The organism is Pseudomonas sp. 2, from assembly GCF_056627435.1.
Genome location: NZ_JBWXNG010000019.1, coordinates 53,404 through 66,724, shown reverse-complemented (window position 1 = coordinate 66,724; position 13,321 = coordinate 53,404). Strand labels below are relative to the sequence as shown.

At 63.4% G+C, this 13,321-nt stretch carries 18 protein-coding genes; 5 read left to right on the top strand and 13 right to left on the bottom strand.

What is annotated here, in order from left to right; translation table 11 throughout:
* Positions 1-140: 140 nt before the first annotated feature.
* The 12 genes from AC1MEK_RS25300 to nrdR form a co-directional block, all read right to left on the bottom strand.
* On the bottom strand, positions 141-926 hold the full coding sequence (locus AC1MEK_RS25300) for a cobalamin-binding protein (RefSeq protein ID WP_480398976.1): 786 nt from the start codon (positions 924-926) through the stop codon (positions 141-143).
* A complete protein-coding gene (locus AC1MEK_RS25295; RefSeq protein ID WP_480398975.1) occupies positions 926-1,351 on the bottom strand; it encodes an MFS transporter in 426 nt (141 codons plus the stop codon). Before AC1MEK_RS25295 ends, AC1MEK_RS25300 begins: the two co-directional genes overlap by 1 nt.
* Positions 1,348-1,965 carry a GTP cyclohydrolase II gene (gene ribA / locus AC1MEK_RS25290; protein ID WP_480398974.1) on the bottom strand — a complete coding sequence of 206 codons (618 nt, stop codon included), beginning with the start codon at positions 1,963-1,965 and terminating at the stop codon, positions 1,348-1,350. The genes AC1MEK_RS25295 and ribA overlap by 4 nt, the downstream gene beginning before the upstream one ends.
* 111 nt (positions 1,966-2,076) lie before the next feature.
* The gene (locus AC1MEK_RS25285; RefSeq protein WP_480399039.1) at positions 2,077-2,859 is read right to left on the bottom strand and encodes an ABC transporter substrate-binding protein; all 783 of its coding nucleotides are present in this window, start codon (positions 2,857-2,859) and stop codon (positions 2,077-2,079) included.
* Positions 2,860-2,878: 19 nt separating this feature from the next.
* Entirely contained in the window at positions 2,879-3,388 is a 510-nt protein-coding gene (locus AC1MEK_RS25280; protein WP_108239527.1) for a phosphatidylglycerophosphatase A family protein, read from the bottom strand.
* Complete coding sequence (gene thiL / locus AC1MEK_RS25275; RefSeq protein ID WP_480399038.1) at positions 3,385-4,350, bottom strand: thiamine-phosphate kinase; 966 nt, start codon at positions 4,348-4,350, stop codon at positions 3,385-3,387. Before thiL ends, AC1MEK_RS25280 begins: the two co-directional genes overlap by 4 nt.
* A gap of 38 nt (positions 4,351-4,388) precedes the next feature.
* Positions 4,389-4,889: a transcription antitermination factor NusB gene (gene nusB, locus AC1MEK_RS25270; protein ID WP_480398973.1), complete on the bottom strand. Its 501-nt coding sequence runs from the start codon at positions 4,887-4,889 to the stop codon at positions 4,389-4,391.
* Positions 4,886-5,362, bottom strand: coding sequence for a 6,7-dimethyl-8-ribityllumazine synthase (gene ribH / locus AC1MEK_RS25265; RefSeq protein ID WP_074756916.1), 477 nt, complete (start codon positions 5,360-5,362; stop codon positions 4,886-4,888). The genes nusB and ribH overlap by 4 nt, the downstream gene beginning before the upstream one ends.
* Positions 5,363-5,498: 136 nt before the next feature.
* The gene (gene ribBA, locus AC1MEK_RS25260) at positions 5,499-6,590 is read right to left on the bottom strand and encodes a bifunctional 3,4-dihydroxy-2-butanone-4-phosphate synthase/GTP cyclohydrolase II (RefSeq protein WP_480398972.1); all 1,092 of its coding nucleotides are present in this window, start codon (positions 6,588-6,590) and stop codon (positions 5,499-5,501) included.
* Between the two features lie 16 nt (positions 6,591-6,606).
* Positions 6,607-7,278 carry a riboflavin synthase gene (locus AC1MEK_RS25255; protein ID WP_480398971.1) on the bottom strand — a complete coding sequence of 224 codons (672 nt, stop codon included), beginning with the start codon at positions 7,276-7,278 and terminating at the stop codon, positions 6,607-6,609.
* Between the two features lie 46 nt (positions 7,279-7,324).
* Entirely contained in the window at positions 7,325-8,464 is a 1,140-nt protein-coding gene (gene ribD / locus AC1MEK_RS25250) for a bifunctional diaminohydroxyphosphoribosylaminopyrimidine deaminase/5-amino-6-(5-phosphoribosylamino)uracil reductase RibD (protein ID WP_480398970.1), read from the bottom strand.
* Positions 8,465-8,466: 2 nt separating this feature from the next.
* The gene (gene nrdR, locus AC1MEK_RS25245; protein WP_480398969.1) at positions 8,467-8,931 is read right to left on the bottom strand and encodes a transcriptional regulator NrdR; all 465 of its coding nucleotides are present in this window, start codon (positions 8,929-8,931) and stop codon (positions 8,467-8,469) included.
* 162 nt (positions 8,932-9,093) lie between these two features.
* Here nrdR and AC1MEK_RS25240 point away from each other — a divergent pair, with 162 nt between their 5' ends.
* The 3 genes from AC1MEK_RS25240 to trxA all read left to right on the top strand — a co-directional run bounded on the left by AC1MEK_RS25240 (position 9,094) and on the right by trxA (position 11,298).
* Positions 9,094-9,546: a hypothetical protein gene (locus tag AC1MEK_RS25240; RefSeq protein ID WP_480398968.1), complete on the top strand. Its 453-nt coding sequence runs from the start codon at positions 9,094-9,096 to the stop codon at positions 9,544-9,546.
* Complete coding sequence (locus AC1MEK_RS25235) at positions 9,543-10,196, top strand: class I SAM-dependent methyltransferase (protein WP_480398967.1); 654 nt, start codon at positions 9,543-9,545, stop codon at positions 10,194-10,196. Before AC1MEK_RS25240 ends, AC1MEK_RS25235 begins: the two co-directional genes overlap by 4 nt.
* A gap of 229 nt (positions 10,197-10,425) precedes the next feature.
* Complete coding sequence (trxA, locus tag AC1MEK_RS25230) at positions 10,426-11,298, top strand: thioredoxin (protein ID WP_480398966.1); 873 nt, start codon at positions 10,426-10,428, stop codon at positions 11,296-11,298.
* A gap of 117 nt (positions 11,299-11,415) precedes the next feature.
* Here trxA and AC1MEK_RS25225 read toward each other — a convergent pair whose 3' ends face one another.
* Positions 11,416-11,769, bottom strand: coding sequence for a hypothetical protein (locus AC1MEK_RS25225; RefSeq protein ID WP_480398965.1), 354 nt, complete (start codon positions 11,767-11,769; stop codon positions 11,416-11,418).
* A 272-nt stretch (positions 11,770-12,041) separates the two neighbouring features.
* Between AC1MEK_RS25225 and AC1MEK_RS25220 the strand changes: the two genes are divergently transcribed.
* Complete coding sequence (locus AC1MEK_RS25220) at positions 12,042-12,608, top strand: DUF2796 domain-containing protein (RefSeq protein ID WP_480398964.1); 567 nt, start codon at positions 12,042-12,044, stop codon at positions 12,606-12,608.
* Between the two features lie 2 nt (positions 12,609-12,610).
* A complete protein-coding gene (locus tag AC1MEK_RS25215) occupies positions 12,611-13,321 on the top strand; it encodes an ABC transporter ATP-binding protein (protein ID WP_480398963.1) in 711 nt (236 codons plus the stop codon).

Genomic DNA, 13,321 nt, shown 5'->3' with positions numbered 1-13,321 from the left:
CGCCTCTTTTGATTCTGCCGAAGGCGTGGGAGCCGGCGTGCTGGCGAATGCGGTGTGTCATTCAATACCGCAATGTCTGACCTGACGCATTCGCCAGCAAGCCGGCTCCCACGCCCTTCGGGCAAAATCAAAAGCAGCATTCAGTAGCCTGGGGACAGGGCCTCGCACAACCTCCCCACCGCCTCGATCATCTGCCCACTGGGCCGCTCGATGCCTTTGTCCGGCACCACCACCCTGCGCGCCTTGAGCGTTGGCCAGCTTTTCCACAGTTCGAGCTGAGACGTCGAGCCCGCCACCACCACATCAGGATCGCGCTGCAAGACCGCCTCCACGCTCACCTGCGGCGCCGGCTGAGTCAGGTCGGCAAACACATTGCGCGCGCCACACACGGCCAGCGCGTCGCTGATGATCTGCCCGCCGCCCACGGTGTACAGCGGCTGATCCCATACCTGATAAAACACGCGCAACGGCGTCTGCCGTCGATAGCGTGCTCTCAAATCAGCAAGCCGTTGCCGAAACTCACTCGCCACCTGCCGCCCGCGCTCAGCCCGGCCCAGTCGCTCGCCAATCTGTTCAATCTGCTCGGCCAGTTGCTCCAGCGTGTGGGGTTCGGCGGTGAAGGTCGGAATGTTCAGCCGCTGCAGTTGATCGCGCTGCGCCGCACTGACGCTGCCCGGCCACAACAGCAGAAGATCCGGCCGCAGGCTGAGCAGTTGCTCCATGTTCAATTGCCCGTAACGCCCCACTGAAGGCAGCGCCGTAAGCTGCGCGGGGCGTTCGCCGCCGTCGAGCACACCCACCAGCACATCGGCGGCATCCAGTTCGGTGACGATTTCAGTCAGTGAGGGCGCGAGGCTGACCACACGCTCGGCGGCATTGACCTGCGAGACGGCCAACAGCAGCAGGCAGCCGAGAATTCGACGCATCAGGCCAGCTGACGGGGGATGCGGTAGAGGGACAGCAGAATCACGCTGGACAGCGCCAGCAAGGCCAGAGGCACGGGCTCAAGGTCAGCGAGCACGGCCAGTGCGGCGACCCACGCCGGGATACCCGCGAACAGGAACGCCATGCGCCGGTCCGCTGCCAGCCGTAGCCAAGCAGCGGGCTCTTGGGGGGTGTCGAGGGCTTTCTGGGTTCTGATCAAGCCGCGCTTGTAGACGCCGAAGGGCCTTATGCTAAGGAACATCGACGCCACCCCGGCGATGAACAGCGGCATGGCAAACACCGACGGGCTGGTCGGGCCTTCGCCGCCACCGAAGAACAGGCAGACCACCAGCAATGGCGCCAGCGTCAGCGCCAGTTGGCGCCACCACGCCAGCGCCAGACGGCGTCGCACATTGCCGCGCGTCACGCGGGATCGACCTCGCTCTGATGCTCGTTGCCCATCATGTGGCCGAGCTTGCCGGCCTTGGTGGCCAGATAGAGTTTGTTGTGCGGGTTCTGGCCGGTGTGCAGCGGCACGCGCTCGGCGACCTTGATGCCCATGTCGGTCAGGGCTTTGACCTTGCGCGGGTTGTTGGTCATCAGGCGCAGGGATTTCACGCCCAGATGCTCGAGCATCGGCAGGCAGATGGCGTAGTCGCGCTGATCGGCAGCGAAGCCCAGACGTTCGTTGGCTTCGACGGTGTCAGCACCGCCGTCCTGCAATTCGTAGGCACGGATCTTGTTCATCAGGCCGATGCCGCGGCCTTCCTGGCGCAGGTACAGCAGCACGCCACGACCTTCGGCGGCAATGGCGCGCAGGGCGGCTTCGAGTTGCGAACCACAGTCGCAACGCTGGCTGAACAGGGCGTCGCCGGTCAGGCATTCGGAATGCACCCGACCGAGAACCGGGGCGCCGTCTGACACATCACCAAGGCTAAGTACTACGTGTTCGCGACCGGTTTCCTCTTCAAGGAAGCCGTTCATTTTGAAAGTGGCAAAAGGGGTAGGCAGCTTGGAAGCCGCGACAAATACGACGGGCACCGTGTGCTCCTGATCAGTATGAGGGCTGGAAATTGACTAGGCCGCATTGTAACAGCAGCGTCCTACAGACGCTTAGGCTGAATTGTCGGCCATTCAGATCAATATGTTCGATCATTGCCGGGCCTTTCCCTTGAAATGAGAATCGTCTGCTTCGAACGGATAAGGTTGTTTCCAGCGTGCGAAGATCGGCCGCAACTTGCCGGAGTGCACCAGCTTTGCCATGCGCTCATCGAAAATGTCACGTAGCGCCCGGCCCCGCTCGTTGTCGGCAAAGCTCAGGAACAACGGGATGGCGATCAGGTACGTCTCGCGATAGCGCTGCGGCTCTTTGGCCTGGCGCAGGATGAAATCCATTTCGGGCTTGGCATCGATGTACAGGTCGGCCCGGTCATGGTCGAGCATCGACAGAATGTGATCGCGCCGCGCGACTTCATTGTAGTGCTCGACATTGGGCAGGTAATGCTGGAATTCGTAGCCGCGCACCCAGGCCAGCCGGTAGGTGCCCAGCGTGGCCAGGGTCGGCGCCAGGTCGGACGCCAGGCCCAACGCGTAGATTTCGTCGGTGTCGTAGTGCCACTTGGGGTAAAGCGTGCCTTCGACTTCGTTCTCGTAGGCGCCGACCCAGGCATCGGCCTCGCCTCGCTGCACCAGGCCCACGGCGCGGGTGTAGGGCTCAATGCGCGAGGCAACCTTGATACCGGCAGGCTCGAACACTTCGCGCATCAGGTCCCAGCCCAGCCCGCTACCGTCCGCCTCGGTGTAGGCATTCCACTGCTCGCTGACCAGGACGATGTCCTTTGGCTTGTCGGACGAGCCCTGGGCCGACACCAGCCCGGCAATCATCCAGCACCCGGCCACAACTGCCGAGAGGCCGGCCAGCCACTTCACACTCATGCGCCCCATGAGCCACTTCCTATATGACGCCCCACACCCAGACTAGACCCTGCATCGCCAACCACGCAAAAACCCCGGCCAGCACGTCGTCGAGCATGATGCCGACGCCGCCGTGCACATGCTTGTCGACCCAGTGGATGGGCCAGGGCTTGAGAATGTCGAAAAAGCGGAACACCAGGAACCCTACCAGCAACCAGACCCAGCCTTCGGGCACCAGCCACAGGGTGATCCACATGCCGACCATTTCATCCCAGACGATGCCTTCGTGATCGTGCACGCGTAGATCGTCCGCCACCTTGCCGCACAGCCAGAAGCCGAACAGCATGGTGATGCCCAGCATCAGCCAGTAACCCCAGTCCGGCAGCATCTGCCACAGCGGAATGAATGGCACGGCGACCATCGAGCCCCAGGTCCCGGGCGCCTTGGGCAAGGTGCCGGAGCCGAAGCCGAACGCCAGAAAATGCCAGGGGTTGGTCCACACCGACGGCGGAACGTTTTCCGCCGGGACCTGATTAGGATGATCTGTCACCGTGTCTCCCGAAAATGTTGATAACCCCGAGTCTTCGGAGTGACGTCCTGCCCGTTCTCGTCGATCAGCGCCACGCCCTGCCCTTCGACCGCCCGGCCGATGACGAACACCGGCCAGCCCGCCGCAGTCAGGCTATCGAGCTCTGATGGCGGCAAGGTGAAGGCCAGCACGTAGTCATCGCCACCGGCCAGCGCAGCCTGTTGCGCGTCTTCGCGTGTGAAAAATGCCAGCAACGCGTCGGACATCGGCAAACGCTCGCGTTCCACCAGCAAGCGTACGCCTGAAGCCAGTGCGATGTGCCCGCAATCGGCGAGCAACCCGTCCGAGATATCCAGCGCCGCGCTGGCCTTGCCGCGCAGGGCCATGCCCAAACCCAGCTGCGGCTGTGGCGACCAGTACCGCGCCAGCAGTGCCTCTGCGGTAGACGCCTCGGTGCTGCGCTGGTTCAACACCAGTGGCAAGGCGCCCGCGCCGTCGCCCAATGGCGCGCCGACACAGAGCAAATCCCCGGCCCTGGCACCGCTGCGGGTCAGCGCACGCGCGGCCGGCACTGCGCCGAAGACCGTTACGGTCAGGCTCAAGGGGCCACGGGTGGTGTCGCCGCCGATCAGGCGCATGTCGCAGCTTTGGGCCATCTGATTCAGGCCACGGGCGAATGCTTCCAGCCAGGCAGCGGACACTTCCGGCAAGGTCAGGGCAAGGGTGAAGGCAAGAGGACGGGCGCCCATCGCCGCCAGGTCACTGGCAGACACGCCCAGGGCACGCTGGCCCAGCAGGAAAGGATCGCAGGCGTCGGGGAAATGCACCCCGGCCACCAGCGTGTCGGTGGACACCGCCAGTTGTTCGCCTGGCGGCACCGACAACAGGGCGCAGTCGTCGCCAATCCCCAATGCAACGCCTTCGCCCGGCTGCGCGCAGGGCGCAGCGGCGAAGTAGTTGCGGATCAGTTCGAACTCGCCCATGGCATCAAACACTCAAGCTTCTGGAGAGCCCAGACGCCTCAGCGCTTGTTGGCCTTGACTTCGGCTTCACGCAGACGCGGAGCCAGCTTGTCGAGCACGCCGTTGACGAACTTGTGGCCGTCGGTCGAACCGTAGACTTTCGCCAGTTCGATACCTTCGTTGATGACCACGCGGTACGGCACGTCGATGCGCTCCAGCAGTTCCCACGTCGACAGACGCAGTACCGCCAGCTCGACCGGGTCCAGCTCGTCGATGGTCAGGTCCAGGCACGGCGCCAAGGCTGTATCGATCTGGTCTTTCTTGGCCGGTACGCCGTGCAGGATTTCACGGAAGTAGGCGCCGTCGATGTCGCTGAAATCGTTGTCGACGCGGAACTGCGCTTCGATTTCGTTCAGCGATTGCCTGGCCATGTGCAGCTGGTACAGGGCCTGGGTCGCCAGCTGGCGGGCAGCGCGACGCTTTTCACTCTTCGATGGCTTGCCGGCGTCCGCAGGGCGCGGATCGCGTGGGTTGAAGCGATCGCTATCGTCGTTAATCACTTGGCCTCCAACTGCGCCAACAGGCTGACCATCTCGATGGCGGACAGGGCAGCTTCAGCGCCTTTGTTGCCGGCCTTGGTGCCGGAACGCTCGATGGCCTGTTCGATGGAATCGACGGTCAGCACGCCGAAGGCGACCGGTACGCCGAACTCCATGGACACCTGGGCCAGGCCCTTGGTGCATTCACCGGCCACGTATTCGAAGTGCGGAGTGCCGCCACGGATCACGGCGCCCAGGGCGATGATCGCGGAGAACTCGCTGCGCTGAGCGACTTTCTGCACGACCAGCGGGATTTCGAACGCGCCAGGGGCACGGATGATGGTGATGTCGCTTTCGCTCACGCCATGGCGAACCAGGGCATCAACGGCACCGCTCACCAGGCTTTCGACGACGAAGCTGTTGAAGCGGCCAACCACCAGGGCGTAGCGACCTTGTGGGGCGATGAAGGTACCTTCGATGGTCTTCAGGGTCATTCGGCTGAGTCTCATATTAAAAAGAGCAAAGCGCGCATCAGGCGCGCGCTTTCAGGATTTTAGGCCACGAATCGGTGACCGCAGGCACAAAAGCAGTGAAAGCATAGCGCCTTCACCGGCGATGACCTGCCGGTCGTTATTCGGAGGGCACGTATTCTACAACTTCCAGATCGAAACCGGATATCGCGTTGAACTTCATTGGCGAACTCATCAGGCGCATTTTGCGTACGCCCAGGTCGCGAAGGATCTGCGAACCGGCACCGACCGTGCTGTAAGTGGTCGGTGTCTTGACTGGCGCCGCACCTGCGGTTTCCCGCACATGGGCCAGCACGGCATCGCCGTCCAGCGGGTGACCGAGCAGCAGCACGACACCGCTGCCGGCCTCGGCCACCGCCGCCATGGCGGCCCGCAGGCTCCAGCGGCCGGGCTGTTTGACCATCAGCAGGTCGCGCAGCGGGTCCATGTTGTGCACGCGGACCAGGGTCGGCTCTTCTGCGCAGACCTTGCCCAGCGTCAACGCCATGTGCACGTCGCCCTCGACCGAATCACGGTAGGTCACCAGGTTGAACTGGCCCTGTTCGGTGTCCAGCGGCTGTTCGGCAATCCGCTGAACGGTACGTTCGTGAATCATGCGGTAATGGATCAGGTCGGCAATGGTGCCGATCTTGATGTTGTGCTCGGCGGCAAAAACTTCCAGCTCGGCGCGACGGGACATGGTGCCGTCGTCGTTCATCACTTCGCAGATCACCCCGGTCGGCTCGAAGCCGGCCATGCGCGCCAGGTCGCACGCAGCTTCGGTGTGGCCGGCGCGGGACAACGTGCCGCCCGCCTGGGCCATCAACGGGAAGATGTGGCCAGGGCTGACGATGTCTTCGGCCTTGGCATCCTTGGCCGCCGCAGCCTGCACGGTTCGGGCGCGGTCAGCGGCGGAAATGCCGGTGGTCACGCCTTCGGCGGCTTCGATGGAAACGGTGAACTTGGTGCCGAAGCCCGAACCGTTGCGCGGCGCCATCAGCGGCAGCTTCAACGCTTCGCAGCGCTCGCGGGTCATGGGCATGCAGATCAGGCCACGGGCGTAACGCGCCATGAAGTTGATGTGCTCGGGCTTGACGCATTCGGAGGCCATGATCAGATCGCCTTCGTTCTCGCGATCTTCGTCATCCATGAGGATGACCATCTTGCCTTGGCGAATGTCTTCAACCAGTTCTTCGATGCTATTGAGCGCCACGCGGCACCCCCTTCATTCAGGATTTGAGGTAGCCGTTGGCGGCCAGAAAGCTTTCGGTGATATTGCCGCCCTGGGCAGGCGTCGGGTCGGCGGCCTTGTCACCGAGCAGCAGACGCTCCAGGTAACGCGCCAGCAGATCCACTTCCAGGTTGATCTTACGGCCCGGGCGGTAGTCGCCCATGATGGTCTCGGCCAGGGTGTGCGGGACGATGGTCAGCTCGAACTCGGCGCCATTGACCGCGTTCACGGTCAGGCTGGTGCCGTCGACGGTGATCGAACCCTTGTGCGAGATGTACTTGGCAAGCTCGCGAGGGGCGCGCATGCGGAACTGGATCGCACGGGCGTTTTCCTCGCGGGACAGGACTTCGCCGACGCCGTCGACGTGGCCGCTGACCAGATGGCCGCCCAGGCGGGTGGTCGGGGTCAGGGCTTTTTCCAGGTTGACCCGGCTGCCGGTTTTCAGATCGATGAACGCAGTAACGTCCAGGGTCTCGCGGCTGACGTCGGCCCAGAAGCCGTCGCCGGGCAATTCAATGGCGGTCAGGCACACGCCGTTGACGGCAATGCTGTCGCCGAGCTTGACGTCGGACAGGTCGAGTTTGCCGGTTTCTACGTAAACACGAACATCACCGCCCTTGGGCGTGATGGCGCGGATGCTGCCGATGGATTCGATGATGCCGGTGAACATGGGTCCTCCAGGAGAACGGGGCCTGCGCTGCAAGCGAAAGCCGGAATTATACGCTCGCGCCAGGCGCAGGTATTGCAATGACTCGCCAGTCATTGCCGATTGCGCGCATTTCTACAATCTTCAGTTCCAGCGACTCGCTCATCTGCGCCAGCGGCAGGTCCAGCAGCGGGCGCGCCGAGGAGCCCATGAACTTGCCGGCGATGAAAATCTGGAACTCATCCACCAGCCCCAGACGAGTGAACGCACCAGCGAGCTTGGGACCGGCTTCGACCAGCACATCGTTGACGCCGCGGCTGGCCAATTCGACCAGCAACTTGCGCAGGTCGACGTGGCCGCCACTGCTGGGCAGTGCCAGCAATTCGTGGCCCGCTTCGCTGTAGCGCTCGCGGGCCGAAGCCGCAGCGCAGGTCGCGACCAGCGCGTTGCCCGCCTTGAAGAACGGCGCATCCAGCGGCACCCGCAGGCGTCCGTCGATCAACACGCGCAAGGGCGGACGGCTGACTGCCAGCGCGGTCAGTTCGGCGTTCAGGCCCAGTTCGTCAGGGCGGACGGTCAGGCGCGCGTTGTCGGCCAGCACAGTGTCGGCACCGGTCAGCACCACGCTCGACTGCGCCCGGAGACGCTGCACCGCAGAACGCGCGTCGGGCCCGGTGATCCACTGGCTTTCGCCGCTGGCCATGGCGGTGCGCCCGTCCAGGCTCATCGCCAGCTTCACCTGCACATACGGCAGGCCGTGTTCCATGCGCTTGAGAAAGCCTTTGTTGAGCGCCCGCGCTTCGCCTTCGAGCACGCCGCTCTGCACCGCGATACCGGCGCTCATCAGGCGCAGCAGGCCGCGGCCGGCAACATCGGGATTGGGGTCCTGCATGGCGGCGACCACCCGCGCCACGCCTGCATTGACCAGCGCATCGGCGCAAGGCGGCGTGCGGCCATGATGGCTGCACGGTTCCAGGGTGACGTAAGCGGTGGCGCCACGGGCCTTGTCGCCCGCCTGACGCAGTGCGTGGACTTCGGCATGGGGCTCGCCTGCGCGCACGTGCCAGCCTTCGCCGACGACCTCGCCGTCACGCACAATCACGCAGCCGACCCGGGGATTGGGATGGGTGGAATACACACCCTTGCGCGCCAGTTCCAGCGCCCGCGCCATGTAGGCGGCGTCGAGCACGCTTTGCTCTGTGGAGGACATGCTCACTCTTTAGCCGGCTCGCGGGCCAGTCGGTCGATTTCTTCGCGGAATTCGTTGAGGTCCTGGAAGCGCCGGTACACCGATGCGAAGCGGATGTAGGCCACTTCGTCGAGCTTCTGCAGCTCGCTCATCACCAGGTTGCCGACGATCAGCGATTTGACTTCACGCTCGCCGGTCGCCCGCAGCTTGCTCTTGATGTGGGCCAGTGCCGCCTCAAGCCGCTCGACGCTGACCGGGCGCTTTTCCAGCGCGCGCTGCATGCCGGCACGCAGTTTTTCTTCGTCGAAGGGCTGGCGGCTGCCGTCCTGCTTGATCAGCCGGGGCAGGACCAGTTCGGCGGTTTCGAAGGTGGTGAAACGCTCACCGCAGGCCACGCACTCGCGGCGGCGGCGGACCTGATCGCCCTCGGCGACCAGACGGGAATCGATGACTTTGGTGTCGTTGGCACCGCAGAAGGGACAGTGCATGGTGGCAGGCAACAAAAAAAGGGAGGGCCATGGTAGCGCATCCCGCTCGCAAGACAAGTCCGGTGCTTTGCGGTATACAGACGCGCAAAAGCCGTCACCCTCGGCGATACTGCATCTTCTGGCGCATATTCCGCCCGTTTAACGTTTTAGCTGGAGCCGTTCATGACGCTATGTAAGCTCGCTGCATTTTGCCTGCTTGGCCTGCTCGCTGCCTGTAGCACCGCCGAGGCGCCCAAGCCTGCGGAACCTGCCAAGCCTGCGCCCCAGGCGATCAAACTGCCTGAAGGCCCGGGCCCGCTCTTGCCTTATCAGCGCGAACTGAGCGGCCAGTTGCTCGGCGTGCCGGCAGGCGCGGAAGTGGAATTGGCGCTGCTGGTGATCGACGATCGCAACCGCCCGCAAAAATTGTTGAGCAGCACCAAGCTGATCGGCAATAACCAGTCGCTGCCCTTCCAGTTGCGCTTCAACCCGGAAGCTTTCCCCGAAGGCGCGCGCGTCGAGCTGCGTGGCCGCGCGAGCCAGTCAGGGCAGTTGATCCTGCATCTGCCGTCGGTGCTGATCGCCAAGCCTGAAACCCAGTCGCTGGGGCAACTGCAATTCTTCAAGATGCCATGACGCCTCCGGCTCATCTGCAAGCAGCCCTGAGCGAATTGTTGGGCGATGCGCGACTGGTCGCCGAGCCCTTGCCGGGCACCGATCTGAAGTTGTGGCTGATCGACGCGGACAACATGGACCGCGCCTTCAGCCCCGAAGAAACCCGCCGCATCCTTGAGGAGCCACCCTACTGGAGTTTCTGCTGGGCCAGTGGCCTGGCGCTGGCGCGATTTCTCGCAGAGCAGCGGCATTGGGTCGAAGGCAAGCGCGTGCTGGATTTCGGCGCAGGCTCGGGCGTTGCCGGGATTGCGGCGGTGAAGGCCGGGGCGCTGGAAGTGGTGGCCTGCGACCTTGATCCGATAGCGCTGGCGGCCTGCCGAGCCAACGCTGAACTCAACGGCGTGACGCTGAGTTATTCGGCGAACTTCTTTGCCGAAGCCGACCGCTTCGACCTGATTCTGGTGGCCGACGTGCTCTATGACCGCGCCAACCTGCCGTTGCTGGACCAATTCCTGACCCGCGGCCAGCAGGCGCTGGTGGCCGATTCGCGGGTGCGGGATTTCCAGCATCCGGCGTATGAAAGGCTGGGGATTCTCGAAGCGCTGACCTTGCCGGATCTGGCCGAGCCGTGGGAGTTTCGTCGCGTGAGCCTGTACCACGCCTCCCGCTAGAACCACGGTCCTGTAGGAGCGAATTCATTCGCGAACAATCTGTCGGGCGATGCATCTTTGTCGTCTGGAAAATCTTTCGCGAATGAATTCGCTCCTACAGAGGGTTCTGCGTTTACCCGCAAATGCGGTGGCGATGCGCACGCCTGTAGGTCCGATTTGCCTCGCACCTTCCGACAATCCCCCCAGCCCTTTATAGTTGGCGTCATTGAGCCTTTTTTCGAGACTTGCGATGAGCCAGGACACGCCGTACATCTTCGATGCGACCACTGCCACTTTCGATCAGCTGGTGATCCAGAACTCCTTTCACAAACCGGTGCTGGTGGATTTCTGGGCCGAATGGTGTGCGCCGTGCAAGGTGCTGATGCCGCTGCTGCAGCAGATCGCCGAGAGCTATCAGGGCGAGTTGCTGCTGGCCAAGGTCGATTGCGATGCCGAGCAGGAAATCGTCGGCCGCTTCGGCATCCGCAGTCTGCCGACCGTGGTGCTGTTCAAGGACGGCCAGCCGGTCGACGGTTTTGCCGGTGCGCAGCCAGAATCGGAAATCCGCAAGCTGCTTGAGCCACATGTGCAGATGCCGCCTCCGGCTGCGGGCGACCCGCTGCAGACCGCTCAGGCGATGTTCGCCGAAAGCCATTTCGCTGAAGCCGAAGCAGTGCTACAGACGATTCTGACCGAAGACAACACCAACGCCGCCGCGCTGATCCTGTACGCGCGCTGCCTGGCCGAGCGCGGCGAGATTGCCGAAGCGCGCACCGTACTGGACGCGGTCAAGGGCGATGAGCACAAGGCGGCGCTGGCTGGCGCCAAGGCGCAACTGACCTTCCTGGCCGAAACCGCTGCGCTGCCGGATGTCGCGGATCTGAAAACGCGCCTGGCGCAGAATCCGCAGGACGATGAAGCGCTGTACCAACTGGCGATTCATCAGTTGTCGCGCCAGCAATACGAAGCGGCGCTGGAAGGCCTGCTCAAGCTGTTCATTCGCAACCGCAGCTACAACGAAGGCCAGCCGCACAAGACGCTGCTGCAGGTGTTCGATCTGCTGGGCAACGACCATCCGCTGGTGACCACCTACCGCCGCAAGTTGTTTGCTGCGTTGTATTAACGCGTGACGCCAAACCTGTAGGAGCGAATTCATTCGCGAAAAATTTATCAGGCGACAAAGGTGTATCGCCTGAAAGATTTTCGCGAATAAATTCGCTCCTACAGGGTTTTGGCGCGATTACTCAACCCAGTAATACTCCGGCGCATCGCCATGGCTCTCGACCCTGACGTTGGGGCTGTGGCGCATGCGCACCATCAGGCGCTTGCCCGCCGCCGTGCTGCCCGCCAGCCCCTCCAGTTGCCCCAACAGATCCGGCCCGCTCAGGTGCCCGGCCTTGCGCAGCAGATCCTGGGCGATGTCCCACGCCGCGTCGTTGCGGCTGGCCACAGGCCTGGCGGGCGAGTCGGCGGGAACAGCGTCTGGTTGTACTTGGGCGCCAAGCTGCACACCCAGCTTCGCCCAGTCGCCATCGTCCATTTCCACAGTCAGATCCACCGGCACATCGCCAACGGTTCCACGGATTCGCAACATGTCATTTGCCCTCTGTTTGCCTGAGGCGCATGGTCCCACAGGTAGTATTGCGTTGCATGCCCCGTAGCAGCACGGCTTGCCGGCGGTCACGGTGTGTCAGCGCCGAAGATGTAGGCTGACACACCGCCCCGCCGGCAAGCCGTGCTGCTACGGATCATTACCACCCATATGGATGGCGCCGAATGCCACGGCATCGAAAAAGTTAAGAACCGCCGCAAAATATTGTTATAAGATCACATAACAATTTTTAACCCCTTCCCGGAGCCCTCCCTATGCGTCGTCTGTTACTCGCCCTGCCCTTCGCGCTGCTGCCTTTGACCCTCGCCCACGCCGCTGACGAACATGACCACGATCATGAACACGGCAGCCTGGGTGCGCATGTGCATGGCGTGGCGCGTCTGGACATGGCGCTGGACGGCCGTACGCTGGAGTTCGAGCTGGACACCCCGGCGATGAACATCGTGGGCTTTGAGCACGCCGCCACCAGCGATGCCGACAAGATGAAACTGGCGCTGGCCAAGGAAACCCTGCTCAAGCCGCACGCGCTGTTCAGCATTCCCGAGGCCGCTGGCTGCTCGGTCACCAAGGCCCGGGTGGAAAGCCCGCTGTACGGTGACAAGGACGACGACGGCGACGCCGACGAGCATGAACACGAGCACAGCGAAATTCACGGCCACTACCAGTTCACCTGCAGCGTGCCTGCGGTGCTGAACAAGCTGGACCTGACGCAACTGTTCACCAGCTTCCCGGCCACCCAGACCATCCAGGTGCAACTGGTCACGCCAAAACGCCAGATGGGCGCCGAAGTGCGTCCGAGCAATCCAGTGGTCAAGTTCTGAACATGACCCAGGCACTCATCGAGCTGTCCGAACTCAGCTTTGCCTGGCCCGGCCACGCGCCGCTGCTGGACATTCCGGCGTTTCGTCTGGAACCCGGCGAAACGCTGTTCCTCAAAGGCCCCAGCGGCAGCGGCAAGACCACCTTGCTGGGCCTCTTGGGCGGGGTGCAGAAGCCTGATCGCGGCAGCATTCGTTTGCTCGGCCAGGAGCTGACGCAGTTGTCCGCCGGTGCCCGCGACCGCTTTCGCGTCGATCACACCGGCTACATTTTCCAGCAGTTCAATCTGTTGCCGTTTCTCTCTGTGCGGGAAAACGTCGAGTTGCCCTGCCACTTCTCCCGGCTGCGTGCAGAGCGGGCGACCCAGCGCCACGGCAGTGTCGACAAGGCCGCCGCGACCTTGCTCGCGCACCTGGGCCTGAAAGACCCGGCCTTGCTGGAACGCCGCGCGGATTCCCTGTCCATCGGCCAGCAACAACGGGTCGCTGCGGCCCGTGCGCTGATCGGCCAGCCGGAACTGGTGATCGCCGACGAACCGACCTCGGCACTGGACGCCGACGCCCGCGAGGCGTTCATCCGGTTGCTGTTCGCCGAATGTCGCGAAGCCGGGGCCAGCCTGCTGTTCGTCAGCCACGATCAGAGCCTGGCGCCGCTGTTCGACCGCAACCTGTCGCTGGCCGAACTCAATCGCGCCGCCGTCGCCATAGAGGTTTGA